The 26,689-nt window shown below is 73.1% G+C and carries 22 protein-coding genes; 13 read left to right on the forward strand and 9 right to left on the reverse strand.

Translation table 11 applies throughout. From position 1 onward, the window contains the following. Positions 1-36: 36 nt before the first annotated feature. Positions 37-2,334 carry a hypothetical protein gene (locus tag F4692_RS07735; protein ID WP_179619118.1) on the forward strand — a complete coding sequence of 766 codons (2,298 nt, stop codon included), beginning with the start codon at positions 37-39 and terminating at the stop codon, positions 2,332-2,334. After that, positions 2,331-5,420, forward strand: a complete 3,090-nt coding sequence (locus F4692_RS07740) for an FtsX-like permease family protein (protein WP_179619119.1) — start codon at positions 2,331-2,333, stop codon at positions 5,418-5,420. Before F4692_RS07735 ends, F4692_RS07740 begins: the two co-directional genes overlap by 4 nt. 6 nt (positions 5,421-5,426) lie before the next feature. Here F4692_RS07740 and F4692_RS07745 read toward each other — a convergent pair whose 3' ends face one another. From F4692_RS07745 to F4692_RS07755, 3 genes are all read right to left on the reverse strand, one after another. Continuing rightward, entirely contained in the window at positions 5,427-6,215 is a 789-nt protein-coding gene (locus F4692_RS07745; protein WP_179619120.1) for a response regulator transcription factor, read from the reverse strand. Between the two features lie 189 nt (positions 6,216-6,404). Then, positions 6,405-7,241 (reverse strand): response regulator transcription factor, encoded by an 837-nt coding sequence (locus F4692_RS07750; protein ID WP_179619121.1) that lies wholly within the window; start codon positions 7,239-7,241, stop codon positions 6,405-6,407. Positions 7,242-7,433: 192 nt separating this feature from the next. Further along, positions 7,434-8,342, reverse strand: a complete 909-nt coding sequence (locus F4692_RS07755; RefSeq protein ID WP_179619122.1) for a GNAT family N-acetyltransferase — start codon at positions 8,340-8,342, stop codon at positions 7,434-7,436. A 93-nt stretch (positions 8,343-8,435) separates the two neighbouring features. On the opposite strand from F4692_RS07755, the gene F4692_RS07760 reads away from it, so the two are divergent. Next, positions 8,436-10,190 carry a DEAD/DEAH box helicase gene (locus F4692_RS07760; RefSeq protein WP_308645212.1) on the forward strand — a complete coding sequence of 585 codons (1,755 nt, stop codon included), beginning with the start codon at positions 8,436-8,438 and terminating at the stop codon, positions 10,188-10,190. Positions 10,191-10,298: 108 nt separating this feature from the next. Here the strand turns inward: F4692_RS07760 and F4692_RS07765 are convergent, their stop codons facing one another. Together F4692_RS07765 and F4692_RS21065 are read right to left on the reverse strand one after the other, a co-directional pair. Further along, positions 10,299-10,868 carry a YceI family protein gene (locus F4692_RS07765; protein WP_179619124.1) on the reverse strand — a complete coding sequence of 190 codons (570 nt, stop codon included), beginning with the start codon at positions 10,866-10,868 and terminating at the stop codon, positions 10,299-10,301. Positions 10,869-11,040: 172 nt separating this feature from the next. Beyond that, positions 11,041-11,166 (reverse strand): hypothetical protein, encoded by a 126-nt coding sequence (locus F4692_RS21065; RefSeq protein WP_257029728.1) that lies wholly within the window; start codon positions 11,164-11,166, stop codon positions 11,041-11,043. A gap of 247 nt (positions 11,167-11,413) precedes the next feature. Between F4692_RS21065 and F4692_RS07770 the strand changes: the two genes are divergently transcribed. Both F4692_RS07770 and glmS read left to right on the forward strand, forming a co-directional pair. Continuing rightward, positions 11,414-11,674, forward strand: coding sequence for a hypothetical protein (locus F4692_RS07770; RefSeq protein WP_308645213.1), 261 nt, complete (start codon positions 11,414-11,416; stop codon positions 11,672-11,674). A 15-nt stretch (positions 11,675-11,689) separates the two neighbouring features. Then, positions 11,690-13,513 carry a glutamine--fructose-6-phosphate transaminase (isomerizing) gene (gene glmS, locus F4692_RS07775; RefSeq protein WP_179619125.1) on the forward strand — a complete coding sequence of 608 codons (1,824 nt, stop codon included), beginning with the start codon at positions 11,690-11,692 and terminating at the stop codon, positions 13,511-13,513. Positions 13,514-13,671: 158 nt separating this feature from the next. Here glmS and F4692_RS07780 read toward each other — a convergent pair whose 3' ends face one another. Together F4692_RS07780 and F4692_RS07785 are read right to left on the reverse strand one after the other, a co-directional pair. Continuing rightward, complete coding sequence (locus tag F4692_RS07780; RefSeq protein ID WP_179619126.1) at positions 13,672-15,213, reverse strand: glycerol-3-phosphate dehydrogenase/oxidase; 1,542 nt, start codon at positions 15,211-15,213, stop codon at positions 13,672-13,674. Further along, on the reverse strand, positions 15,213-15,803 hold the full coding sequence (locus tag F4692_RS07785; RefSeq protein WP_179619127.1) for a TetR/AcrR family transcriptional regulator: 591 nt from the start codon (positions 15,801-15,803) through the stop codon (positions 15,213-15,215). The genes F4692_RS07780 and F4692_RS07785 overlap by 1 nt, the downstream gene beginning before the upstream one ends. Before the next feature lie 17 nt (positions 15,804-15,820). On the opposite strand from F4692_RS07785, the gene F4692_RS07790 reads away from it, so the two are divergent. After that, positions 15,821-17,404, forward strand: a complete 1,584-nt coding sequence (locus F4692_RS07790; protein ID WP_257029730.1) for an FAD-binding oxidoreductase — start codon at positions 15,821-15,823, stop codon at positions 17,402-17,404. A gap of 68 nt (positions 17,405-17,472) precedes the next feature. On the opposite strand, the gene F4692_RS07795 is transcribed toward F4692_RS07790, so the two are convergent. Further along, the gene (locus F4692_RS07795) at positions 17,473-18,165 is read right to left on the reverse strand and encodes a pirin family protein (protein ID WP_179619128.1); all 693 of its coding nucleotides are present in this window, start codon (positions 18,163-18,165) and stop codon (positions 17,473-17,475) included. 18 nt (positions 18,166-18,183) lie between these two features. On the opposite strand from F4692_RS07795, the gene F4692_RS07800 reads away from it, so the two are divergent. The 7 genes from F4692_RS07800 to F4692_RS07830 all read left to right on the forward strand — a co-directional run bounded on the left by F4692_RS07800 (position 18,184) and on the right by F4692_RS07830 (position 25,449). Further along, entirely contained in the window at positions 18,184-19,533 is a 1,350-nt protein-coding gene (locus F4692_RS07800; protein WP_179619129.1) for a GH1 family beta-glucosidase, read from the forward strand. Positions 19,534-19,649: 116 nt separating this feature from the next. Continuing rightward, positions 19,650-19,793 (forward strand): GIY-YIG nuclease family protein, encoded by a 144-nt coding sequence (locus F4692_RS21070; protein WP_179619130.1) that lies wholly within the window; start codon positions 19,650-19,652, stop codon positions 19,791-19,793. A gap of 36 nt (positions 19,794-19,829) precedes the next feature. After that, positions 19,830-19,967, forward strand: a complete 138-nt coding sequence (locus tag F4692_RS21075) for a hypothetical protein (RefSeq protein WP_179619131.1) — start codon at positions 19,830-19,832, stop codon at positions 19,965-19,967. Positions 19,968-20,075: 108 nt separating this feature from the next. Continuing rightward, on the forward strand, positions 20,076-21,119 hold the full coding sequence (locus F4692_RS07815) for a sulfotransferase family protein (protein ID WP_218858361.1): 1,044 nt from the start codon (positions 20,076-20,078) through the stop codon (positions 21,117-21,119). After that, positions 21,119-22,072 (forward strand): glycosyltransferase family 2 protein, encoded by a 954-nt coding sequence (locus F4692_RS07820; RefSeq protein WP_179619132.1) that lies wholly within the window; start codon positions 21,119-21,121, stop codon positions 22,070-22,072. The genes F4692_RS07815 and F4692_RS07820 overlap by 1 nt, the downstream gene beginning before the upstream one ends. Then, positions 22,069-23,868 carry a glycosyltransferase family A protein gene (locus F4692_RS07825; protein WP_179619133.1) on the forward strand — a complete coding sequence of 600 codons (1,800 nt, stop codon included), beginning with the start codon at positions 22,069-22,071 and terminating at the stop codon, positions 23,866-23,868. Before F4692_RS07820 ends, F4692_RS07825 begins: the two co-directional genes overlap by 4 nt. Positions 23,869-23,871: 3 nt before the next feature. Further along, positions 23,872-25,449 carry a glycosyltransferase family 2 protein gene (locus tag F4692_RS07830; RefSeq protein WP_179619134.1) on the forward strand — a complete coding sequence of 526 codons (1,578 nt, stop codon included), beginning with the start codon at positions 23,872-23,874 and terminating at the stop codon, positions 25,447-25,449. Positions 25,450-25,485: 36 nt separating this feature from the next. On the opposite strand, the gene F4692_RS07835 is transcribed toward F4692_RS07830, so the two are convergent. Continuing rightward, complete coding sequence (locus tag F4692_RS07835; RefSeq protein WP_179619135.1) at positions 25,486-26,658, reverse strand: nucleotide sugar dehydrogenase; 1,173 nt, start codon at positions 26,656-26,658, stop codon at positions 25,486-25,488. Positions 26,659-26,689: the final 31 nt, after the last annotated feature.

Here is a 26,689-nt window from a genome sequence, read left to right on the forward strand (position 1 = left end):
TGGAGCCGCCGGGGTGGGCTCGGGACGCTCGTCGCGATGACCGCCGTCGTGGTCGGCGGCTCCGTCACCGTCCTCCAGTTCGCGGAGACGGCCGGCACCTCCCGCTGGCTCACCGCACCACTCCTCCTCATCGGGGCCGTCGCGGTCCCGAGCATCGGCGCCGAGCTCGCCGCCGCCCGTCGCGAGGAGATCGGCCTGGCCCGGCTGCGGGGCATCCACGGGCCGCGGCTGTGGCGGCTCCTGCTCACCGAGCCGTTCCTCGCGATCGTCGCCGGCACCGCCGTCGGCCTCGCGATCGGCGCCGCGGGCACCGTCGTCACGACGGGTCGCTGGCTCGACGACGCCGCGCCCGCCCTCGGCCGTCCGGCCCTCCTGGCCGCCGTCGCGATCGCGGCCGCCGGGCTGCTGATCGTCGGCACGTCCGCGGCCGCCGCGCTGCGCGAGCCGCTGGCCGTGCAGGTCGCAGCCCGCCGGCGCCCGCGCCGCGCGACGACGCTGGCGATCTTCCTGAGCCTCCTCGTCCTCGTCGGAGCCGGCGTCGCGGCGTACCGCAGCCGCTCCTCCGACGGCGAGCCGGACCTGCTCGTGCTGCTCGGCCCCGCGCTCGTCGGCCTCGCCCTCGGCCAGGTCGCGATCTGGCTCGTACGCCTCGCCGCGCGCGGGCTGACCCCGGTGACCGAGCGGCGTGGGCTGGGTGCGTTCCTGGCGGCGCGACGCCTCGCCCGCGCGGACGACCTGGTCACGCCCGTGCGCCTCGTCGTCGCGGCCGCCGTCGTCGGGTCGCTGGCGCTGAGCGGAGCGGTCGCCGTCAGCACGTGGACCGACGAGCAGGCCGCCGTCGAGGTCCCGGGCGCGCGCACCATCGTCGCCACCCCCCTCGGCGCGATGGGCGCGGTCGACCTCACCGAGCGGGTCGACCCGGAGGGCGAGCACCTCATCACCACGGCCATCGTGCGCAACGAGACCCGCCTGGCCGAGCGCCGTGCCTACGTCGACGCAGCCCGGTGGGCCGCCGTCGTGGGCGACTTCTACGACGGCACGCCCGCGCGCGCCGCGTCCGACGCGGTCCCCGGGCTCGACACCGGGCTCGCGCCGGTGCAGGTCGCCGGCGACCGCCTGGCCGTGACGCTCTCCGGCATCCGGGTGCCGCGGGAGCGCTCCTTCCGGGGGCCGGACGGCGGGGACGTCCTGGTCGGCGGGGGCCGGGCGGTGATCACGCTCGACTACGTGACGTCCGCCAACAACTCCGGCGCGGTGAGCGCCACGATCGACGTCCCCACGGACGGGACCCCCGTCAGCCGATCGGTCCGCGTGCGCGACTGCGCCGACGGCTGCGTCGTCACCGGGATGACCGTCGACCGCGACAGCCGCGGCCTCATCGACGGCAGCGACTTCGTGATCCTCGTCCGCGAGCTCGGGCTCGGCGACGCCGACCTGCTCGCCCAGTCCTGGGCACCCGACCAGGGATCGATCCGGTCGGCGGTCAACAACAACTTCTTCCGCAACTACCAGCTGCCGGAGAAGATCGTGGTCAACCGGGCCGACGGCCTCCAGGTCGCGATGCTGCCCGGCGCCCCGCTCGACCTCGACATCGACCTCGGCGGGTCCGAGGTGCCGGTGATCGCCGCCGACGAGGACGCGCCGCAGGCCCTCGACCTCGGCGGCGACGACCGCACGACCGACGTGGTCGGCGTGACCCGGTCGATGCCGCTGCTCGGCACGATCGGCACCCTCGCCGACATCCGCACCGCCGCCGTCGGGTCCGGCCCGACCGTCCCGTCCGCCGAGGTCCAGGTCGTCGCCCGCGCCGGCACGCCCCGGTCGGTGCTCGACGAGGTCGCCGCCGCCACCGATGCCCGTTGGCAGTCGCGCACGAGCGTCCAGGAGTCGCTCGGGGACCGCTTCGGCGGCGCCCAGGCGGCGGCGTACGCCCTGACCGCCCTCGCCTGCGCGCTCGTGGCGCTGATCGCGCTCGGTGCCGGGGTGGCCCGCCACCTGCGCGACTACCGCCGCGACGTGGCGTCGCTGCGCGTCGTCGGCATCTCCGCCGGGACCGCGCGCCGGGCCGGGCGCGCCGAGCTGTTGAGCCTGACGGTGCTGGTGCTCGTCACGGTCGTCGCCGGCGGCTGGCTCGCCGTACGCCTCCTGCTCGCCGGGCTGCCCCTGCTCTCGATCCCGGTGGCCGGGCTCGCGCTCGACACCGCGCCGCACCTCGTCCCGCTCGCCGTCCCGGCCCTCCTCGCCGCGGCGGCGGTCGTCCTGGTGGGCGGCCGGGCGCGCAACGTGCGCGCGTCGACGACCCGACCCAGCCTGCTGCGGGAGGAGGACCGATGACCGCCAGGTTCGGGATGCTCGGCGCCATCCTGCGCGGCCTGCGGGCGCGGGCCCTGCTCAGCGCGGGCTCCGTGCTCCTCACCGCCCTCGCGGTCGCCTCCGCGGTGCTGGGACCGATCTTCGCCGAGGCGGTCACCAACTCCTACGTCGTGACGCGGCTGCGCGAGGCACCCCCCGCGCTCACCGGTCTGAGCCGCGTCTTCACGCCGTCCTCCCCGGAGCCCGCGGCCGACGCCGTGCGCGACGCCGTCGCCGCCACCGAGTCCCTCGACGAGGGGCCGTGGGGGACCACCGTCCCGATCGTGCAGTCCGAGCGGCTGATGGCCCTGCGCGGCGCGGTCGAGTTCTGGTCGCGCGCCGACGCGTGCGAGACCCTCGAGGTCACCGGCCGGTGCCCCGAGGCCGACGGCGAGGTGCTGCTCCTGCAGAAGGCTGCGGAGCAGAAGGGCGCCGAGGTCGGCGAGGAGCTCGACCTCATCGACTTCGAGCCCGGGGGGCTCAAGGGACTCGGGCTGCCCCGGCCCGCCCTCACGACCGTCACGGTGGTCGGCACCTACACCACGCCGACCGACGCCGCCGACTGGCTCGTCCCGAGCCGGCTGACCTCGACCAACGAGACGGTCAGCGACAAGCCCGGTGGCGGCTACACGCCGTACTCCCCGGGGCCGATCCTCACCACGCCCGGCACCGTCGAGGCGATGGGCGACTGGACCGTGCGCGTCGACACCTTCCTCGACGTGCCCGCCGACATCACCCCGGCCGAGCTCTCCGTCGCCGCCCGGTCGGCCGCCGCCATCCCCGACGACACCACGGTCGAGGTCGAGGGCGGCACCCTGCGTGACGACGGCACCAACGACCTCGCCGCGGTCGTGGACGAGACGGAGTCCCAGCAGGCCACCGCGCGCAGCTCGATCGCGCCGGCCGTGCTCTCCCTCGTGCTCGTCGCCCTCGCGCTGCTGATGCGCCTGCTGAACGCCGCCAGCGAGCTGCGGGTGCCCGAGCTGGCGCTGGCGTCGCTGCGCGGCGTCACCGCCCGGCGCCTGTGGGGCCTCGGGCTCGCCGAACCGGTCGCGCTGCTCGTCATCGCCACGCCCCTCGGGGTCGCGCTCGGCCTCGGCAGCGGCCTGGCGCTCGCGCGCGCCTGGCTGGTCCCGGGCCTGCCGCTGCCGGTGCCCGCGCTCAGCTGGCTGGCGGCCGCGGCCGTCCTCCTCGCCGCCCTGGCCGTCGCCTGCGTGGCCATCGGGCTGGTGGTGCGCGAGTCGCTGGCGTCCCAGCTCGCAGGCGTACGCCGTCCCGTCGCCGCACGACGCTGGTCGGTCGTCGCCCAGCTCACCCTCGTCGCCCTCGCGGCGACCGTGCTGCTCAGCAAGCTCTCCGACGGAGGCGGCGGGGACCCCGACGTCACCGACCTGCTCCTGCCGGTGCTCCTCGCTGTGGTCGCCGGTCTCCTCGCGACCCGGCTGACGGCCGTGCTCGCCACCTGGTGGACCCGTCGGTCGCGGGGCCGCTCGCTCAGCGGCTTCGTCTCCTCGCGCGCCATCTCGCGACGCCAGGAGGGGACGCTCGTCATCCTCCCGATCACCGCCGCGATCGCCGTCGCGGTCTTCGGTGCGGGTGTCTACGACTCCGCCGCGACGTGGCGCACGAGCGTCGCCGCGACGGTCTCGCCGGCGCACACGACCTGGCACTCCCCGGTCAGCTACGCCGAGACGCTCGAGCTGACGCGCCGCATCGACCCGGAGGGCGAGTGGGTGATGGCCGCCGGCTCGGTCCTCAACCCCGGCGCCGCCTTCTCCGTCGTCGACGCCAGCCGGCTCGCGAGGGTCGCGACGTGGCCGCCGACGTGGAGCCCCGGGCTCGACGTCGACCAGGTCGTCGAGGAGATCGAGCCCCCCGGCGAGGTGCCGACCTTCTCCGGACGACGCATCTCGGTGACCGTCGACAACGGCGCGCAGACCGACAAGCCGCTGGCGGTGGAGGTCCGCTTCGGCCGCCGCGACGGCATCCCGCTCAAGGTCTACCTCGGGCCCTACGGCCCCGGGGAGTCGACCCGGTCGGCCCGGGTGCCCTGGTGCCGCGACCTGCCCTGCCCGATCGAGGGGATGACGCTCGGCGGCGGCGCCGGCACCAACATGGAGATGTCGGGCACGGCCTCCGTCGTGGCCATCGAGGCGGACGGCGAGCCGGTCGCGGGGGCCATCGACGGTGCCGACTGGGTGCCGACACCCGACCCCGCCGTCCGCACCGCGATCACCGACCTGCGGGTCTCCGGCGGCGAGCTGGTCCTCGACCTCGACACCGGCGACTCCGTCGGCATGGCGCGCCTGACCTCGGGCGGCATCGTCGAGGCGCGTCCCGCGCTGATGGGTCCGAAGGTGCAGCAGACAGCGCTCGCCAAGCTCGACGAGGGCTTCGGCCTGATCCGGGTCGACCCCGTCGGGGAGATCGAGGGCATGCCGTTCGTCGGACCCGCCGGCCTCCTCGTCGACTACTCCTCGTTCATCACCGACCGGCCCGTCTACAACAGCAACCTCGACACCCGGGTGCTCCAGCGCGACGGTGCACCCGCCGAGGTGACCGACGCGCTCACCGCGGCGGGCCTCACGATCGAGACCACGCTCGCGCAGGAGCGGCGCGTCCTGGACCAGAGCGCGTACGCCCTCGCCCTGCGGCTGTACGCCGTCGTCGCCGCTCTCGTGCTCGTGATGGCGCTCGCCGGGCTCTTCGTCAGCGCCGCCGTGCAGCTGCCGGCCCGGCGCCGCGACGCCGCCGCGCTGCGCGTGGTCGGCGTGCCGAGGTCCTCGGTGATGGTGGCGGTCGTGCGCGAGCTCGCGGTGGTGCTCGGCAGCGCCGCGGTCGCGGGCATCCTGGCCGGGTCGCTGGCGCAGTACGTCGTGCTCCGCACGATCACCCTGGGCTACGCCGAGGGGCTGCAGACCCCGGCCCTGGTCGCCGCCATCTCTCCGTGGCGGCTGGTCGTGCTGGCACTCATCGCGGCGGCCGTGTTCGGCGCGGTCGCGCTGGCGAGCGCGACGATGACCGTGCGTGGCGCCCGCGGCGCGACCCTGCGCGAGTCGGCCAGGTAGGGCCGGTCAGCCGCAGCAGGGGTCGAAGCGGAAGCCCACGCCGCGGATCGTGCGGATCCACTCGTTGCCCGCGCGCGCCTTGCGCAGCTTGCGGCGCAGGTTGGCCAGGTGGACGTCGACGACGTGCGTGCTGTCCGGGACGAAGTCGCTGGCCCAGACGGCGCGCATGAGGTCCTCGCGCGGGACCACCACGCCCGGGTTGCTGACCAGGTGTGCGAGCAGGTCGAACTCGGTGCGCGTCAGGTCGAGCTCCGAGCCGTCCACGCGCACCTCGCGGGCACCGCGGTTGAGGGTGAGGTCGTCGCAGCCGAGCGGGTCGGTGGGCAGGGGCTGGGGCTGCGCGGGCTGCGCCTCCGCGACGGCCGTCCGCGGGACGGGCGGGACGACCGTGCCGGCTGCCGGACCGGCCGACGGTGCCACGTCGGTGGAGCGCGGGCGGCGGAACAGCGCGGCGACCCGTGCCTGCAGCTCGCGGATCGAGAACGGCTTGACCAGGTAGTCGTCCGCGCCGACCTCGAGCCCGATCAGGCGGTCCACCTCGGCCGTGCGACCGCTGATCACGATGATGTAGCAGTCGCTGACGGTGCGGATCTGGCGGCAGACCTCGACGCCGTCGATGTCGGGCAGCGTCATGTCGAGGGTGACCAGGTCGGGGCGGCCCTCACCGATCAGGGTCAGCGCGTGCGCACCGGTCTGGGCGACCTGGACGTCGAAGCCGGCCAGGTCGAGCAGCTTGGAGATGGCGTCGCCGACATCGCGGTCGTCCTCGACGACCACGGCTGTGCGTGCGTTCATCATCAGTGCTGCTCCCAAGTTGATTCGTCATCTACCCGGCCGCGCCCTCGTCGAAACCTCGGACGGACGGCGGCGGGCACGGGCGACCCGCTGCCGATCGTAGGCGGCAGCGGGTAGCCGAGAGGTCGATCGCCGCAGGCGCGGCCGCCCGCGTGCGGGCGTGTGGCCGGGACGTCGTGCGGAGTCCGCTCAGAAGTCGAGGCCGCGGGCCCAGTCCTCGGAGTCGATGCGCGCCACCAGGTAGGGCCCACCGCCGGCGCGCCGGTCCTGCGGACCGCTGCCCTCGCGGTCCATCCGGTAGCCGATGCCGCGGATCGTGTGGATCCAGGTGGCGTCGGAGTGGCGGCGCAGCTTGCCCCGGAGGTTGGCGACGTGCACGTCCACGAGGTGGTGGTCGTGGGTGAGCGCGCTGCTCCAGATCGCCAGCACCATCTCCTCGCGGGTGCAGACCCGGGAGAGGTGGGTGGCGAGGTACTCGAGGACGTCGTACTCGATGCGGGTGAGCTCGACGATGGTGCCGTCGACCTGCACCTCGCGCCGCGCCGAGTTGATCACGAGGCCCGCTCCCGCGGAGATCGTGCTCGGCTCGTCGGAGGGTTGCGAGGGGCTGGGCACGTGCGGCGCGGCCTGGCTCGCGGGCTCCTCGGCCGCGGCCCCGGACCGCGGGCGGCGGAAGAGGGCGGCCACGCGGGCGCGGAGCTCGCGGGGGGAGAACGGCTTGAGCACGAAGTCGTCGGCGCCCACCTCGAGGCCGATGAGCTTGTCGACCTCGTCGGAGCGCGCCGACACGATCACGATGTAGCAGTCGCTCGTCTCACGGATCCGCCGGCAGACCTCGATGCCGTCCATGTGCGGCAGGGTCAGGTCGAGCGTGACCAGGTCCGGCGGGTCGGCGGCGGCGGCACTGACCGCCTCGCGGCCGTCGCGCGCCGAGGTCACCCGGAAACCCGCCCCCTCCAGGGTCTCCACCAGCGCCGACGAGATGTCCGGATCGTCCTCGACGACCAACGCATGTAGCTCTTGCACGTCAAACCCCCACTGAAGCGAAGGCAAGGGCCCCACGCCCCCGCCGTGGCGCCACCCGATCGGCGTCAGTTGATGTTAGTGCCACCAACCGTCCAGACCTAGCGAAGTTCTGTCCTGTGGATTTCCTGTCTAGACCACCTGTTTTGACGGATTCCTACGGTCTTGAGAGGTCCCCACCGCGTTTTCCGTGGCTCACGAGAGGTCGATCGCGCGATTGACCCAGATGCTGTCTGCGACCATCCCCACCCGTTCGTAGAGGCCGAGGGCTCCGGTGCGCGAGTCGGTGCTCAGCTCGGACGTCGTGGTGCCGTGCGCCCGGGCCTGGGCGAACGAGTCGACGAGGAGGACCTGGGCCAGGCCGCGGTTGCGCTGGTCGGCCCGCACGGCGAGCCGGTCGACGTACCCCGTGCGGCCGTTGTCCGACACCAGCACGAGCGAGACGCCCACGACGTCACCGTCGGGGTCGACGACGACCCGGAGGTTCCAGGGCTCGAAGCCGGGGCGTCCCGTCGTCGTCGCCTCGAAGTCCTCGAACGGCTCGCGGTCGCGTGCGGACCACTCCAGGAAGGCGTCCTCGAGCACGTCGTGCACGGCGCGGAGCTCACCCGGCTCGGCCGTACGCACGGCGTAGCCCGCGGGCAGCTCGCGCTCGGGGATCGTCGCCCCCTCCGGCAGCTTGAGCACCCAGCTCGTCCAGCGGACCCGGAATCCCAGCCCCTCGAGCAGCCGGTCGCCCGGCGAGCCCTGCGGCACCGGCATGCCGATGACCGGCGAGCCGAGGCGGCGGCCGAGGTCCTGGAGCCAGGTGGCCAGCCACGTCCCGATCCCGCGGCCGCGGTGGCTGGGCAGCACGGCGGTGTCGGCGCGGTCGACGCCCATCAGCTCGGCGTACGCGACGAGGGTCTCACCGTCCCAGACGCCGATCGAGCGGCCGGCGAGGTCGTGGCTGGGTCTGGCCCAGTCGCTGACGATGTCGGCCTCCTCGATCGCGACCTCGCCGATGTCCGCCTGCTCCTGCGCGGCCATGAGGACGAAGACGGCGTGGGCGTCGGACTTCTGGAGCGGGCGCGTGGTGAGGCCGCCGGGAACGGGATCGGGCATGGCAGGAGTGTGCTTGCTCACGTGGCGGCCTGTCGCGTGGTTATCCGCGCCCGCGGAATGACGCGTTCACCCGTGAGGCCCTACCGTTGGAGGGTGAGTGAAGAGCACCCCGACCCGGCCACGTCCCAGGGGCCTGACCAGACGTTCTCCGACCTCGGCCTCGCGCCCGAGGTCCTCAAGGCGCTGGCCGACGTGGGCTACGAGACCCCCTCGCAGATCCAGGCGCTGACCATCCCGCCGCTCCTCGAGGGCCGCCACGTGGTCGGCCTCGCCCAGACCGGCACCGGCAAGACCGCCGCGTTCGCCCTGCCGATCCTGTCCCAGCTCGACTTCTCCCAGAAGACGCCGCAGGCGCTCGTGCTGGCGCCCACGCGCGAGCTCGCGCTGCAGGTGTCGGAGGCGTTCGAGAAGTACGCCGCGCACATGAAGGGCGTCCGGGTCCTGCCGATCTACGGCGGCCAGGGCTACGGCGTCCAGCTCTCCGCGCTACGCCGCGGCGTCCACGTCGTGGTGGGCACCCCCGGCCGGATCATGGACCACCTCGAGAAGGGCACGCTCGACCTCTCCGAGCTCCGCTTCCTGGTCCTCGACGAGGCCGACGAGATGCTCAAGATGGGCTTCGCCGAGGACGTCGAGACGATCCTGGCCGACACCCCCGACGACAAGCACGTCGCGCTGTTCTCCGCCACGATGCCGGCGCAGATCCGCCGCATCTCGAAGAAGTACCTCGCCGACCCGGTCGAGATCACGGTCAAGAACAAGACCACGACGTCGTCCACCATCACCCAGCGCTACCTGATCGTGTCGTACCCCCAGAAGGTCGACGCCCTCACGCGCATCCTCGAGGTGGAGAACTTCGAGGGGATGATCGTGTTCGTCCGCACCAAGAACGAGACGGAGACGCTCGCCGAGAAGCTGCGGGCCCGTGGCTACTCCGCGATGGCGATCAACGGCGACGTGGCCCAGGTGCAGCGCGAGCGCACGGTCAACCAGCTCAAGGCCGGCAAGCTCGACATCCTCGTCGCCACCGACGTCGCCGCCCGCGGCCTCGACGTCGAGCGGATCAGCCACGTCGTCAACTACGACATCCCGACCGACACCGAGTCGTACGTCCACCGCATCGGCCGCACCGGCCGCGCCGGGCGCAGCGGCGACTCGATCGCCTTCGTCACCCCGCGCGAGCGCCACCTGCTCCGCGCCATCGAGAAGGCCACCCGCCAGCCGCTGACCCAGATGCAGCTGCCGACCGTCGACGACGTCAACGCCACCCGGCTCTCGCGCTTCGACGACCAGATCACCGAGGCGCTGACCCAGCCCGAGCGGATCGACTTCTTCCGCGACGTGGTCTCCCACTACGTGAACGCGCACGACGTGTCCGAGGTCGACGTCGCCGCGGCGCTCGCCGCGGTGATGCACGGCGAGCAGCCGCTGCTGCTCGACCCGGAGCCCGAGCCGCGCCAGCGGTCCTTCGAGGAGCGCGGCACCCACGCCGGCAAGGCCGACCGTGGCCCGCGCGAGTCCCGCAGCGGCGCGCCGATGGCGGCGTACCGCATCGAGGTCGGCAAGCGGCACAAGGTGGAGCCGCGCCAGATCGTGGGTGCCCTGGCCAACGAGGGCGGCCTGTCGCGCGGCGACTTCGGCTACATCTCCATCAAGCCGGACTTCTCCGTCGTCGAGCTGCCGGCCGACCTGCCCGCCGGCACCCTCGACCGCCTCGCCGGGACGCGGATCTCGGGCAAGCTCATCGAGATCAAGCCCGACAACGGCCCCTTCCGCGGCCGCCCCGGCGGTGGTCACCGCAAGGGCGGCTCGGGTGGTGGCTACAAGGGGAAGCGACCGCGCGACTGAGGGTGGATCCCTCCAGGCATCTCGGGTGCGAAGCAGGTACGCCGAAGCCCCGCCGGCTGCTGCCGACGGGGCTTCGATGGGTGCTCTGCTCGCCTGGGCGAGCGCGGCTCAGGCGCTCTGGATCGCCGAGACGTCGAACTCGAGCTTGATCTTGTCGGAGACGAGGACGCCGCCGGTCTCGAGCGCGGCATTCCAGGTGAGGCCCCAGTCCTTGCGGTTGATGGTGGTCTCGCCCTCGAAGCCGACGCGGACGTTGCCGAAGGGGTCGCGGGCCGAGCCGGTCTGCTCGAACTCGATGGTGACGGGCTTGGTGACGTCCTTGATGGTCAGGTCGCCGGTGATGGTCCAGTCGTTGCCGTCGCGCTTCACGTCGGTGGAGGTGAAGGTGATGGAGGGGTAGGTCTCGGCGTCGAAGAAGTCGCCGGACTTGAGGTGGCCGTCGCGGTCCGCGGTGCCGGACTCGATCGAGGCGACGTCGATGGAGAGGTCGACCTTCGAGGCCGACGGGTTGGCCTCGTCGATGGTCGCGGTGCCGTTGAACGAGCTGAACTGGCCGCGCACCTTGGTCACCATCGCGTGCCGCGCCACGAAGCCGAGACGGCTGTGGGTCACGTCGAGGGTGTAGTCGCCGCTGATGTCGTCGATGGCGGTGGTGGGGGCGTCGAAACCGGTGGTCATGAGAGAACTCCTGGGAGAGAGCGATGATTGGTAGAACTTTCAACCATCCTAACGGATCGGGTCCCGGATGCATTCCCGATCAGCGTGATCTTTTTCCGGCACCCGTGAAATGGGAGCGAGCCACGCCCCCAGCCGGGGCGTGGCTCGATCGTGGCGTCGTGCTGGTGCGCTCTCAGGCGGCCTGGGTGGAGACCGCCGGTGCGACGGACCAGCGTGCCTCCATGCGGGTGCGACCCGACGCATCCGTGACGGCGACCCAGCTGCACTCCGGGGTCCCGGACATCGACTGCTTGCTCATGTGACACCTCCCGTTCACTTTCTGTTCACCCAAGATAGCACATCCCCACTGACGCACCACCGCCTCGCTCATGGACCAGCGGCTCCCCACCACTGGGAGGCGCTGCGGCTCACCAAGGCCGCCGTTCTCCTCCACCGACGGGGAACGGTCACGAGAGAACAAGCGCGCCGAGACGCGGCGGTTGCACTTCTTGCCCGATTTCGGGCAGGAACTTGCCGTTCGTATATCTGGGGTTCATGCTCGTCCGGTGCCCGACCCCGCGCTCGTCGCCCACGTCGTCGCCACCACCTCGCTGACGCCGGGTGAGGCGACGAGGGTGATCGAGGACGTGGTCGCCTTCCACGCCCAGCCCGTGGAGGCGTACGTCCGGATGCGCCACGCGCAGCTGAGGACGTACGGCGCACGGAACCCCGAGATCTTCGCGCGCATCGCCGAGGAGCTCGCCGAGCGCGTGGTCGCGCCGCCGGACCTCTCCGAGCGGCAGCTGCGCCGGATGATCTACGGATAGGGAGAACCCACCCACATGTGCGGAATCGTCGGCTACATCGGCCGCCAGGAGGCGGCCCCGGTCGTCCTCGAGGGACTGACCCGGCTCGAGCACCGCGGCTACGACTCGGCCGGCGTCGCCGTGCTGGGCGGTCGCGGGATCCGGGTCGCCAAGCAGGCCGGCCGGGTCCGCGACCTGACCGGCGCGCTCCCGAAGCGGTTCGCCGGCACCACGGGCATCGGACACACCCGGTGGGCGACCCACGGACCCGCGACGGACCTCAACGCCCACCCGCACACCGACTCCGCGGGCCGGGTCGCCGTCGTGCACAACGGCATCATCGACAACTCCGCCGCGCTGCGGGCCGAGCTGACCGACGCAGGCGTCGAGCTGGCCAGCGACACCGACACGGAGGTGATCGCCCACCTGGTCGCGCGCAGCGACGCCGACACCCTGGAGGGCAAGGTCCGCGACACGTTGCGCGCCGTCGTCGGGACGTACGGCCTCGCCGTGCTCCACGCCGACTTCCCCGACCGCATCGTCGTCGCGCGCAACGGCAGCCCGCTCGTGGTCGGGGTGGGTGACAAGGAGATTTACGTCGCCTCCGACCTCGCCGCGATCGTGCGCCACACGACGACGGTCGCGATGCTCGACGACGGTGAGATGGCGACCGTGACGGCGGCCGGCTTCACCACCATGCGCCACACCGACCTCACCTCGACCGGCAAGACGGCGGCCGAGGTCGACGTCGACGCTGCGGCGTACGACGCGGGCGAGCACGAGTCGTACATGCGCAAGGAGATCCTCGAGCAGCCGACGACCGCCCAGGCGGTGCTGCGCGGACGGCTCGACGAGCGCTTCGGGACCGCCCACCTCGGCGGACTCGACATGGACGCGCGCGACCTGCGCGCCGTGCGGCGGGTCAAGATCCTCGGCTGCGGCTCGGCCTACTACGTCGGCCAGATGGGCGCGGCGCTCATCGAGGAGCTCGCCCGCATCCCGGCCGACGCGGAGGCGGCGAGCGAGTTCCGCTACCGCGACCCGGTCATCGAGCCGGACACGCTCTACGTCGCGGTGAGCCAGTCCGGGGAGACCATCGACACCCTGCTCGCCGTGCAGGAGGTACGCCGCAAGGGCGGGCGCTGCGTGGGGCTGGTCAACGTCGTCGGCTCGGCGATCGCCCGCGAGTGCGACGGCGGCATCTACCTCCACGCGGGGCCCGAGGTCGCGGTCGCCAGCACCAAGGCGCTGACCAACATGTTCCTCGGCTTCGCCCTGCTCGCCCTCCAGCTCGGCCGGGTGCGTGACCTCTCGATCGCCGACGGCAAGCGGCTCGTCGCCGGACTCGAGAGGCTGCCGGGCCAGATCGAGGAGGTGCTCGCGGGCGAGGACGACCTGGTCGAGGTCGCACAGCAGCTGGCGGAGGCGCGCAGCCTCTTCTTCATCGGTCGCGTGCGCGGCTTTCCCGTCGCCCGCGAGGGCGCGCAGAAGTTCAAGGAGATCAGCTACCGCCACGCCGAGGCCTACCAGACCTCCGAGCTCAAGCACGGCCCGCTCGCGCTCATCGACCCGGAGGTCCCGACCGTGGCGCTGGTCCCGGCCGACGAGCTCGCCGAGCGCAACATCGGCGCGCTGCACGAGATCGACGCACGGCAGGGCCCGCTGGTCGTCGTCACCCACCCGGAGGTCGACCTCGGGGAGATCGCCGCGCGCCGCATCGACGTCCCGCGCAACGAGCCCGAGCTCGACCCGATCCTGCTGACGATCCCGCTCCAGCTGCTGGCGTACCACGCCGCGCTGCACCTCGGCCACGACATCGACAAGCCGCGGAACCTCGCCAAGTCGGTCACCGTCGAGTAGCCCACGGGCCCGGAGATGGACTGGGCGCCCCTTGCCGCATGGGGTCGGCAAGGGGCGCGCCGTGGAGAACCTTCCCACCCGCCCGACGTCCTGTCCGAGCTTCCTCCGAAACTCGGGGCGATTTTGCTGTCGCCTTGATCACCCGTGGTCGAGAGGGCTCACGCCGGTGTGCCGGACGAGGCCGTGGCGAGGGTCAGTGCACGTCTCGCGAGCGGCTCGGCAGCCGCCCGGTCGGGCGCGACGAGCCCCACGCGGGTACGCCGGTCGAGGAGGTCGTCGATGTCGTGCGCGCCCTCGTGGGTGAGCGCGAAGACGAGCTCGGCGAGGGTCACCGGGACCTCGTCGGAGAGCGGGGCCAGCACCTCCTCGTCGCCCAGCCCGGTCACCTCGCGGGCGTCCGCCAGCACGAGCGGCGCCTCGGTGCCGAACCGCCTGACCAGCCGGGGCGGCGCGTCCACGCGCCGCAGCTCGTCGGGCGAGGCAGCGCCGAGCAGGGGGAGCGAGGCCGTACGGCAGGGGCCGGCCTGCAGGCGTCCCGCGTCGACGAGCGCGTCGAGGGTGTCCTGCGCCATGCGCCGGTAGGTCGTCAGCTTGCCACCCACCACGGTCGTCACGCCCGACGCCGAGGTGAGGATCGCGTGCCGGCGCGACAGGTCGGCCGTCGCGTCGGTGCCCGCCACCTCCAGGAGCGGACGTAGCCCGGCGTACGCCCCGACGACGTCGTTGCGCGTCGGCGGGCTCGTGAACGCGGACGCCACGACCCCCAGCAGGAAGTCGACCTCCTCCTCGCTGGGGACGGGCACGTCCGGCACGGGACCCAACACGGGCTCGTCGGTGAGCCCGACGTAGATCGTGCCGTCCGGCTGCGGCAGCACCATCGCGAAGCGGGAGGTCGTCCCCGGGATCGGCACCATCACGGCCACGCGGGTGTGGGGGAGCGCCGAGCCGCGCAGGACGAGGTGGGTGCCCCGGCTCGGGCGCAGCCGCACCTGGTCGTCGAGGTCACCGGCCCACACGCCGGTCGCGTTGACGACGGCCCGGGCCCGCACCGTGCTCCGCGCGCCGGTGAGCTCGTCGCGCAGCTGCACGGCGGCTCCGGTCGCCGCGGTCACCCGGGCGCGGGTGCGGACGTGGGCGCCGAGGGACGCTGCGGTGCGGGCCACGGTCACGACGAGCCGCGCGTCGTCCTCGAGCTGGCCGTCCCAGGCGAGCAGCCCGCCGCGCAGGGTGTCGGCGCGCAGGGCGGGCGCGAGGCTGAGGGCCTCGGTCGCGTTGAGCCGGCGTGGGCGGGGGAGCGTACGCGCGGGGGTGCGGGCGGTGCGCCGCAGCGCGTCGCCGGCGTGGAGGCCGCCCCACGTCAGCGCGGTGCGAGCGCGGGTCATCGCGTCGTTGACGGGCGTGAGCATCGGGAGCGGGTGGACGAGGTGCGGTGCGGTGACGTCCATCAGGATGCCGCGCTCGACGGCGCTCTCGCGCGCGATGCCGAGCTGGGCGCGGGCGAGGTAGCGCAGGCCGCCGTGCACGAGCTTGGACGACCAGCGCGACGTGCCGAACGCGAGGTCGTGCGCGTCGACGGCCAGCACAGAGAGGCCGCGACTGACCGCGTCGAGCGCCACCCCCGCGCCGGTGATCCCGAGTCCGACGACGACGACGTCGACCTCGTCGGGGGCGCCGCCCAGGCCGGCCGCGATGCGCGGCATCAGGGTTCCAGCGTCCGGGTGACGAGGCGGGCGTACTCGCCGTCGAGGTCGTCGAGCCCGATCTCCGCGTCGGTCATGGTCATCGCAGAGAACACGAAGCCGTGCCCGGCGAGGGTCAACGTGCGGGCGAGCAGCACGGGGTCGCCGTCGCGGATGGCGCCGGCCTCCTGGCCGGCGCGGATCTCGGCGGCCAGGATCTCGATCAGCGCCTCCTGCGAGCGCCCGCGGCGGTGGAGCAGGTAGGGCAGCATCAGGTCGGGGTCGAGCTCGACGATCCGGACGAAGAGCTCGTTGTCGCGCAGCGCGCGGACGGTGCTGAGCGCGGCGGCGGCGATCCCCGCGGGCGTGGTCGTGTCGGCGGCGGCGACGCGGGTGGCCGCGGCGACGCCGACCCACTCGCGGGTCATCAGGTCGCCGAGGAGCGAGCCCATGTCGGACCACGCCCGATAGATCGTCATCCGCGAGACGCCCGCCCGCCTGGCGACCTCGGTCAGGGTCGTCCGCCGCCAGCCGACGTCGAGGATGCAGTCGCGGGCGGCGTCGACGTAGGCGTCCAGGCGGGCGTCGGGGGTGTGACGAAGTGACGTCATGTGTCACACTGTAACGCATGACGTCCGAGACGCCCACCGTCGAGATGCACCCCTCGCGCTGGGGCGACCCCGCCGCCGCCGCGGAGCTCCCCGAGTCCGCGCTCGCGCTGGTCGACCTCGCCTTCGGCCTCCAGGACCGTCCCGCCGTGGCGGTCGCCCACCCGCCGGAGGGCGGGCTCGCGCCCGCGCTGGTCGACGAGCTGCGCGGACTGGTCGGCGGCGAGCACGTCCTCGTCGACGACCAGACCCGCGCGCTGCGTACCCGCGGCAAGTCGACTCCCGACCTCCTGCGGGCCCGCGCCGGGGACCTCGCCGATGCCCCCGACGCGGTCGTCCGCCCGGACGGCCGTGCCGAGGTGGAGGCGGTGCTGGCCTGGGCGGCCCGGCACCACGTCGCCGTGGTCCCCTTCGGCGGCGGCACCTGCGTCACCGGCGGGCTCGCCGCCCGTCGTGACGCCTTCGCGGGCCTGGTCAGCCTCGACCTGGTCCGGATGAAGCGGCTGCTCGCCGTCGACGAGGTGTCGATGACCGCCACCCTCGAGCCGGGCCTGCGCGGACCGGAGGCCGAGGCGCTGCTCGCCGCCCACGGCCTGACGCTCGGGCACTACCCGCAGTCGTTCGAGCACGCCTCGATCGGTGGCTTCGCGGCGACGCGCTCGAGCGGCCAGTCGAGTGCGGGCTACGGCCGCTTCGACGCGATGGTCGTCGGCCTCACGGCGGCGACGCCCACCGGGACCGTCGCGCTCGGCTCCTCGCCCGCCAACGCCGCCGGGCCCGACCTGCGCCAGCTGCTGCTGGGGTCGGAGGGCGCGTTCGGCGTCATCACCTCGGTCACCGTCCGGGTGCGGCGCGCGCCGGAGGTGACGGCGTACGAGGGCTGGCGCTGGCCGTCGTTCACCGCGGGCGCGGAGGCGATGCGCACCCTCGCCCAGTCCGGCCTGCTGCCGACCGTGCTGCGCCTCTCCGACGAGTCCGAGACCGCCATCAACCTCGCCGACCCGTCCTCGATCGGCGGCACCGACGACGCCGGCTGCCTGATGATCACCGGCTACGAGGGGACCCCCGAGCAGGTGGAGGCCCGACGCGCGGCGGTGTCCGCGGTCCTGACCGGGCTCGGTGCGACGGCGCTCGGCACGGAGCCGGGGGAGACGTGGGTGCACGGCCGCTTCGACGCGCCCTACCTCCGCGACTCGCTCCTCGACCACGGCGTGCTCGTCGAGACGCTGGAGACGGCGACGTTCTGGTCGAACCGCGAGCGGTTGTACGCCGACGTGAGGGCCGCGCTCACCTCGTCGATTGGCGACGGCGCGCTGGTGCTGTGCCACGTCTCGCACGTCTACGAGACCGGCTGCTCGCTCTACTTCACCGTCGCCGCCCGGCAGGCCGAGGACCCGATCGCCCAGTGGCAGGCGGCGAAGGCGGCGGCCAGCGACGCGATGATCGCCGCCGGGGCGACGATCACCCACCACCACGCGGTGGGCACCGACCACACGCCGTGGCTCGCGCAGGAGATCGGGGAGGTCGGCGTACGCGTCCTGCGGGCGGTCAAGGCGGAGCTCGACCCGGCGGGGATCCTCAACCCGGGCGTGCTCATCCCCTGACCCCCGTGCCGGTGGTCCGCATCATCCGTCACCCACCTGCCGGCTCGTGGCATGAAGAGTGATGCGGACTACCCGGCGGGGGTGCCGAAGGACCACACCAGCAGCTCGGACTCCTCGGCGGCGGTGACGGTCCGGCCGGGCTCGTCGGTGAGGCGTACGGCGTCACCGCCCGCGAGGCCCAGCCCCTCGAGCGTGACCGCGCCCGTGGCGGCGAACACGTGCTGCACGGGGTCCTCGGGGAGGGTGACGACCTCGCCGGGGGCGAGCCGCGCGACCTGGAGGCGGGCCCCGACCGTGCCGACCGGGAGGCCGTCCCCGCCGGCCACCACCACGAGACCGGAGCTGAGCCGCGGCGCCTCGCCCGTGGCGTACGACGGCCGCGTCCCGGGCTCGCTGGGCGTGAGCCACGCCTGGACGAACCGGCAGCGTCCCGACCCGGGATCGGCGGCCTCGCTGTGGCGGATGCCCGAGCCGGCCGAGAGCACCTGCGCGCTCCCGGCCTCGAGGACGTGCCGCGCGCCGGTCGAGTCGGTGTGCACCAGTGCGCCCTCGAGCACCCACGTGACGATCTCCAGCTCGGAGTGCGGGTGCTCGGCGTATCCCGCGCCCGCGTCGAGGAGGTCGTCGTTGTGGCACACGAGCGGTCCGAAGCCGAGGTTCGCCGGGTCGTAGTGGGGTCCGAAGGAGAAGGAGTGCCTCGTCACACGCCCCGGGGCGGTCTCCGACGACCTGTCCGATCCGGCGTACAGGGCACTGCTCATGCCGATATCTTCGCGGATGTGCCTCCCCCGCATGACTTCCCCCTGCTCCCACCCGGTTTCCGGTTCGGGACCAGCACCGCGAGCTACCAGATCGAGGGTGCCGCGACCGAGGACGGGCGCGGGCCGAGCATCTGGGACACGTTCTCGGCCGAGCCGGGGCGGATCGCCGACGGCAGCACCGGCGCGGTGGCGTGCGACCACTACCACCGGGTGGACGAGGACGTCGCGCTGATGCAGGAGCTGGGCACGGGGGGCTACCGCTTCTCGATCGCCTGGCCGCGGATCCAGCCGACCGGGCGCGGACCCGCCAACGAGAAGGGCCTGGCGTTCTACGACCGGCTCATCGACACGCTGCTCGCCCACGGCCAGCAGCCGATGGTCACGCTCTACCACTGGGACCTGCCGCAGGCGCTCGAGGACGACGGCGGCTGGCTGAACCGCTCGACCGTCGACCGGTTCGCCGAGTACGCCGCACTCGTGGGCGAGCGGTTCGCCGACCGCGTCGAGCACTGGGTGCCGGTCAACGAGCCCAACGTCGCCTCGATCCTGGGCTACGGCCTCGGCACCCACGCGCCCGGCAAGTCGATGCTCTTCGACTCGCTGCCGGCCGCGCACCACCTGCTGATGGCCCACGGCCGCGCCGCGATCGAGCTGCGCCGGGCCGGCGCGACGTCCATCGGCTGCGCGAACAACCACGCGCCGATCTGGCCGGCGAGCGACGACGACGCCGACGTGGGCATGAGCAAGATCTTCGACGCGCTGTGGAACGGCATGTTCCTCGAGCCGATGCTGCTCGGGCGCTACCCCGTCGACCTGATGCCGCTGTTCGAGGAGTTCATGCTCGACGGCGACCTCGCGACGATCCGCCAGCCGCTCGACTTCTACGGCGTCAACTACTACAACCCCATGAAGGTCGCCGCGGCCGACGAGGACTCCGACGTCCCCTTCGACCTCCGTGAGGTCGTCGGCTACCCGACCACCGACGTCGGCTGGCCGATCGTCCCCGACGCGCTGCGCGAGTGGCTCGTGATGTTCCGCGCCCGCTTCCGCGCCGCGCTGCCGCCGATCATGATCACCGAGTCGGGGTGCAGCTACAACGTCGGCCCGGACAAGGACGGCGTCGTCGACGACCAGGCCCGCATCGACTACCTGCGCGCCCACGTCAACGCCGTCTCGGAGGCGATCACCCGCGGCGTCGACGTACGCGGCTACTACACGTGGTCGCTCATGGACAACTTCGAATGGGCCGAGGGGTTCACCCAGCGCTTCGGCCTCGTGCACGTCGACTACGAGACGCTCGAGCGGAGGCGGAAGAAGTCGTTCCAGTGGTACGCCGACCTGATCAAGGCGCAGCCGCAGCACCTGTGAGACGAGTCCCGTCCCTCGTTGGTCGAGGAAGGACGGAGTCCTGTCACGAGACCCGGTCATCCACATATCCGCAGGCTGGCTGGCGGACGGGCCAGGTGTGCACGCAGGCTGAGTGGGTGCCCCACGTCTACATCCTCCAGTGCTCCGACGGCAGCTTCTACGTCGGCAGCACGTGGGACCTCGAGCGCAGGGTCAGCGAGCACAACCTCGGCCTGGGCGCGGCGTACACCCGCCGGCGCCGTCCCGTCACCCTGGTGTGATGCGGCGACTGCGAGCGCGTCGAGGACGCGTACGCGATGGAGAAGCGGATCCAGGGCTGGTCGCGGGCCAAGCGGCAGGCGCTGATCGACGGCCGGACCGATGACCTCACCCCGTTGTCCAGCAGGAGCTGGGCTGCGCGGCAGGCGCGCCGTGGATCGGGCGACCAGGGCTGAGGGGTTTCGTGACGGTCGCTGCGCGACCTCCTCAACCAACGGTGGTCGGGAACCGACCTCCTCAACCAGCGGCTCGCGGCGATCTGCGCCACCGATAGGCTCAGGGACGTGAGTAGTCGACGGGTGGTGTTCGTCGTCGGCTCGGGCCGCAGCGGCACGAGCACGATGGCGGGGACCCTGCGCACCCTGGGCCTCCACGTCCCGCAGCCCGAGGTCGTCGCGGACGCCACCAACCCCAAGGGGTTCGGCGAGCCGCGGTGGGTCGTCGACCTCCACACCGAGCTCCTCGCGCGCAGCAACGTGCAGGTCTCCGACGCCCGACCGCGTGCCTGGCTCGACACGGGCACCACCAGTGGCGACCACGCGACCCGGGCCCGGGTCGCGACCTGGCTGGAGGAGCAGCTCGCGGTCGGCGACGAGCTCGTGATCAAGGACCCGCGCGCGGCGTGGTTCCTCGGCCTCTGGCGCGCGGCGGCCGACCGCTGCGGCGCCACCTCGTCCTACGTCACGATGCTCCGCCCCGTGACCGAGGTGGTCGGCTCCAAGCAGACCTACTACGGCCAGGTGGGCGCCGGGTCCGACCAGGGTGCCGTCACCCGCACCGCCGCGTGGGTCAACATGATGCTCCACACCGAGCGGGCGACCCGCGGCCAGCAGCGGGCGTTCGTCCGCTACGGCGACCTCCTCGACGACTGGACGCAGCCGGTCTTCGCGCTGGGCGAGGCGTTCGACCTGCAGGGTGTGAAGACCGCGATGGCTGTCGACATCGCCGAGGTCCACAAGTTCATCGACCCCTCCCTGCGCCGGGTGACGATGACGTGGGACGACATCGGCGTCCCGGCCCGGCTGCGCGAGCTGGCCGACGAGACCTGGCAGGCGCTCGACGGGCTCGCCACCGACGACTCCGCCTCCCTGCAGGAGACCTGCGACCAGCTGCGCGCCGCCTACGCCGAGCAGTACGCCGAGGCCGAGGCGTACGCCCACTCCACCGTCGTCGCCCAGCGGCGCGCGGCCGCCGCCGAGGCGCGTCGCGAGTCCGGTCAGCCGGCCCGCAGCGGGGCGGACCGGGTGCCCCACGCCGTACGCGCCCTGGTGCCGCCCGTCGCGCGCCAGCGGCTCCGCAGGGCGATCGGTCGGGAGCGAGAGGCCTGATGCCCGACATCGCCTCGCTCGAGCAGGACCCGGCGTACGACGTCACCTGGCCGTGGACGTCCGGCGAGCCGCTGGTCCCCGGGCTGACGTGCGTCTTCCGGGTCCGCAACGAGGCGCGCAACCTGCCGTGGGTGCTGCCGCCGGTCCTCGACGCGGTCCAGCACGTCCTGCTGGTCGACAACGGCTCCGACGACGGCACCTCCGACGTGGCGCGCGCCGTCGCGGAGCAGCACGGTGCCGCCGACCGGCTGACCGTCCTCGACTACCCGCACCGGGTCGCGCGCGCCGGCGGCGAGCACCTCGCGACGCCGGCGACCAGCGTCCACTCGCTGACCCACTTCTACAACTGGTGCTTCTCCCACGTCCGCACGACGTACTCGATGAAGTGGGACGGCGACATGGTGCTCACCCCGGAGGGCAGCGGCATCCTGCGCGACCTCTCGTGGCAGCTCCAGGCGACCCGCGCGATCGTCGCGATCCCGCGCCACCCGCTCACCGTCGTCGACGAGTCGACCGGGTGGCTGGACCTGTCGCTGCGCTTCCTCGAGCCGTGGGTCTACCCCATGGGTCCGGACACCACGTTCGTGAAGGCCTTCGACTGGGAGCTGCGCGAGCAACCGGCCGGTGTCGAGCGGATCGTCCTCCAGCAGGGGCTGGTGGTCGAGGTGAAGTGGCTCGACGCCGACGAGTACGCCCACTGGCGCCGCGACGGCGTCGACTTCACCAACACCCGGCTCTACCGCAAGCTGCGCGAGTTCGAGGTCGACGAGGCGATCCGCAACGGCGACCCGGAGGCACTCGGCGGGCTGGTGAAGGTGACCGCGCCGGAGGGCGTCCACATCATCGACCACGTCAGCCGCGACTGGCTCTGGCGCCAGCCGCGACCGCTCGTCCAGCACTCGCTGCCCACCTCCCTGAAGCACCGAGCGTCGAAGGAACACGTGCGCCCGTGACCCATCCGCTCCACGACCTCCGCCTGCCCGGCCCGACGCTCGTCCTCGTCGACGACTCCGACGGCCTGGCCCTCGACGCCCTGCACGGCATCGAGGACGTGCCCGGCATCGTCAGGCCCCAGGTCGTCATGCTGTCCTCGCTCGACGGCCCGCTGAAGGGGTGGGGGTCGGTGCTCGTCGTCGCCGCCGACCGGTCGCGGCTGCGGCGGATGGCCAGCGCCGTGCCGCTCCTCGGGCAGTGCAAGGCCGTGGCCTGCTGGCTCACCGACGCGCCGACCCCGTGGGTGCTCGTCCCCCGTCCGGAGTGGCCGCGCCTGGTCCACCTCGCCGCCCGCGAGGCCGGCGACCGCGGTGTGCTGACGGTCGTCCGCTTCGCTTCCGGTGCGCGCGCCCAGGTCGTCGTGATGGAGATGGCCCGGCAGGCCGCCGGTCCCGGTGACGCCACGCACGGCGGGCTCGTCGTGGCGTACGCCGGGCGTCCCGCCGCGCCCGGCCTCGACGCGCGCTCGGTGCTGCTGGCCGACGTCGCGGGCGCCGGTGCCGCCGAGAGGGACGTGCCCCCCGACGTCGTCGTGGCCCGTCGCGGCTCGGCGGCCGACGTCCCCGACCACCACGTCATCGACCGTGCCCCGACCGTCGTGACCGACCCCGGACCCGAGCCGGTCGACGAGCGCGTCTTCAACCCGATCGGCTTCCGCAAGGACTGGGACCACCCGGTGGTCGACCTCGCGCGGCTGGTCACGGGGTCGGGTCGAGGTCCCGTCACCGAGGACGTGGTCGCGGCCGCGCGCGCCTTCCAGGGCGTACGCCTGCCCGCCGACACCCGCACCGCCGACCTCCTGGCCCTCGCGGTCTCCGGGGTGCCGGTGGTCACCGAGGGCGTGCTCGACGTCGCCCCGCCGCTCGCGGCCGCGCTCGACGCGGAGGTCGACCTCGACGACCCGCTGCGGCGCGAGGAGCACAGCCTCGCGGTGCGCCGCGCGGCGTTCGACCACCACTCCACGCTGGCGTGGCGCGCCGCGCTCGCGACGCGCGCCGGCGTCCGTCACGTCGGCCTGCCGCCGGTCAGCGCGCTGCTGGCGACCAAGCGCCCCGACATGCTCGAGTTCGCGCTGCGCCAGGTGGCCCGGCAGCGGGGCGCGGAGGTCGAGCTGGTCCTCGCCGCGCACGGCTTCGAGCCGGACCGCGAGGCCGTACGCGCCGCGCTGGGCGACCGGCCGCACCAGGTCCTCACCTTCGACGGGTCGGAGTTCTTCGGCGACGTCCTCACCGCCGCGGCGCGGGCCGCGTCGAGCGAGGTCCTGCTCAAGGTCGACGACGACGACTGGTACTCCCCCGACGCGGTGCACGACCTCCTCATGGCGCGACGGTTCTCGGGCGCCGACGTGGTCGGGATGCCGTCGGAGTTCGTCTACCTCCACGCCAACGCCGAGCGCGGCGACCTCACGGTCCGGCGCAACCACCCCTCGGAGGTCTTCGCGCGCTTCGTGGCGGGCGGGACGCTGCTGCTCGACCGCGGCCTGCTCCGCTCGCTCGGCGACTTCCGCCGCGTCCGCAGGTTCGTCGACGCGCAGCTGCTGTCGGGCGTCGAGGCGGCGGGCGGTCGGATCTACCGCACGCACGGCCTCGGCTACGTCCTGCGCCGCACCGGCGCGGGACACACCTGGCAGCGTGACGACGAGGAGTTCCGCCGACCTGACATCGTGGCCTCGGAGTGGAGCGGGTTCCAGCCCAGCCGGGCGCTGGAGGTCGACCCGCTCGATCGTCCCGACCGGGACGCGACGGGGGGTGCGTAGGCCATGGCCCGACAGCCGGTGGTGCGCCACAACGACTGGGGGTCGCTGACCCCGCCCGCACTGGGCGAGTGGGAGCCGACGATGCCCGTCACCGTCGTCGTCCCCACGTTCAACTACCAGCAGAAGCTGCCGTACGTCCTGGCCGGCCTCGCCGCGCAGTCCTACCCCGCGCACCTGCTCGAGGTCCTCGTCGTCGACGACCAGAGCACGCCGCCGCAGGAGCTGCCCGAGGTCCGCCCGGACAACACCCGGCTCATCCGCGTCGAGGACGGGTGGGGTCGCGCCAACGCCTGCCACCTCGGCGCGCACCAGGCCGACGGCGCCATCCTGCACTGGTACGACGCCGACATGCTCGCGCACCGCGAGGAGGTCGAGGCGCACGCGCGCTGGCACCACCTCGTCGACTACGCCGTCCCCGGCGGGCACAAGCTCTTCGTCGACCCGACCCCGCTCTTCGACCTCGACCCGGGCCTCGTGCGCGACCGGGTCGCCGCCGGCGGGGCGGCCGACCTGTTCCCCGGACAGGAGCACGAGAAGCACCAGTGGGTCGAGGACTACTGGGCCAAGACCGACGACCTGCGCACGGCCGGGCCGCGCGCCCAGCGGTACCACATCGGCATGACCGGCTCGGTGACCAAGGCGCTCTACGACGACTCCGACGGCTTCGACCTGACACTGCGGCTCGGCGAGGACATGCACCTCGGCCACTCCCTGGCCCAGGCCGGTGGCGTCTTCGTCGTCGACCGCGAGGCGAGGAGCTGGCACCTCGGCCGCTCGCAGGTGCTGCGTCGCGCCGAGCAGGTCAACCGCTTCAACGACCCCTACCTCGCCGACCTGGTCCCGACGATGCGGCCCAAGCGCAACAAGCGCGGGCGCACCTACCAGGTGCCCTACCTCGAGGTCGTCCTCCAGGCCGGTCCGGCCGACGAGACGATCCGCGTCGTCGACTCGCTGCTCGACGGCGACGTGCCGGACCTCCGGATCAGCGTCGTCGGGCCGTGGGGCACCGTCCACGAGGACCGCGTCCAGCCGGTCGAGGACCCGGTGCTCGAGACCCGGCTGGTCCACCGCTCCTACCTCCACGAGCCGCGGGTGCGGCTGGTCGAGTCCGCGCCCGCCACCTCCGACGCCGAGTTCGTGCTGACCCTCCCCGACGTGACGATGGCCCCGCTTCCGGCGGCCGTGTCGGCGCTGCTCGACGACCTCGAGCGCACCCACCACGGCGCCCGCGTCCTGGCGTACGCCTCGGGCACGGCGGCGCGGCTCGAGCGTACGTCCGCGCTCGCCCGCGTCGCCCGCCTGGCCGACGAGGGGGACGACCGCGAGACCCTGCTCGACGAGTCGTTCGGCGTGAAGACCTATCCGGCGAGCGACGTCGGCTGGGTGCCCGTCGCCGAGCGCGAGGTCGAGCGGTTCGTGCTCGGTGCCCGCCCGCCGATGGACCCGGTCAGGTCGGAGAACAAGCTGCGCCGGGCGCTGGCCAGGGCCGCCGAACCGTCCGCTGCCGCCGAGGTCCCTGCCCCGCCGGCCGCCGAGCCGGAGGCCGAGCACAGGCGGGGGCTGTTCGGCCGCCGTCGCTGACCGCGCCGTCGACCACCTTCGTGGGTCGGTCGGCGGTCAGCCGGCGCCGAAGAGGTCGCGCGTGTAGACCTTGTCCCGCACGTCGTCGAGCTCCTCGACCAGGCGGTTGGCCACGATGAGGTCGGCCCGGGCCTTGAACGACGCCAGGTCGCGGGTGACCTCGGAGCCGAACCAGAGGTCCTCCTCGAGCTCCGGCTCGTAGACGACGACCTCGACGCCCTTGGCCTTGAGCCGCTTCATGATCCCCTGCACCGACGACTCGCGGAAGTTGTCCGAGCCGGCCTTCATGATGAGGCGGTGGATGCCGACGACCTCCGGCTCGCGGTCGAGGATGTCGAAGGCGATGAAGTCCTTGCGCGTGGTGTTGGCGTCCACGATCGCGGAGATCAGCGTCTGCGGCACGTCGCTGTAGTTGGCCAGCAGCTGCTTGGTGTCCTTGGGCAGGCAGTAGCCGCCATAGCCGAACGACGGGTTGTTGTAGTGCGTGCCGATGCGCGGGTCGAGCCCGACGCCGTCGATGATCTGGCGCGAGTCGAGGCCGCGTGACAGCGCGAAGGAGTCGAGCTCGTTGAAGTACGCCACGCGCATCGCGAGGTAGGTGTTGGCGAAGAGCTTGATCGCCTCGGCCTCGGTCGGCTGGGTGAAGAGCACGGGCACGTCGTCGGCGTCCGCGCCCTTGAGCAGCAGCTCGGCGAACGCGCGGGCGCGTGCGGAGTCCTCGCCGACGACGATGCGGGCGGGGTGCAGGTTGTCGTGCAGCGCCCGGCCCTCGCGGAGGAACTCGGGGGAGAAGATCACGTCCGCGATCCCGAGCCGGGCGCGTACGTCCTCGATGTAGCCCACCGGCACGGTCGACTTGACCACCATCGTGGCGTGCGGGTTGATCCGGTGCACGTCGCGCATGACCGCCTCGATGGAGGACGTATCGAAGTAGTTGGTCACCGGGTCGTAGTTGGTCGGCGTCGCGATGATCACGAACTCCGCGCCGGTGTGCGACTCCTCGGGGTCGGTCGTGAAGGTGAGGTCGAGGTCCTCCTCGGCGAGGAAGCGCGAGATGTCGTCGTCGTGGATCGGGCTCTCGCCGTTGCGCAGGCGCTCGACACGGCCCTCGTCGAGGTCGAGTCCGACGACCGTGTTGTGGCGGGCGAGCAGGACGGCCATGGACAGGCCGACGTAGCCGAGTCCGGCGACGGAGATCTTCGTGGTCACGCGGTCAGTCTGCCGCACCTCGGCGGTCGGG

It is taken from the genome of Nocardioides cavernae, assembly GCF_013410035.1.
Classification (GTDB): domain Bacteria; phylum Actinomycetota; class Actinomycetes; order Propionibacteriales; family Nocardioidaceae; genus Nocardioides; species Nocardioides cavernae_A.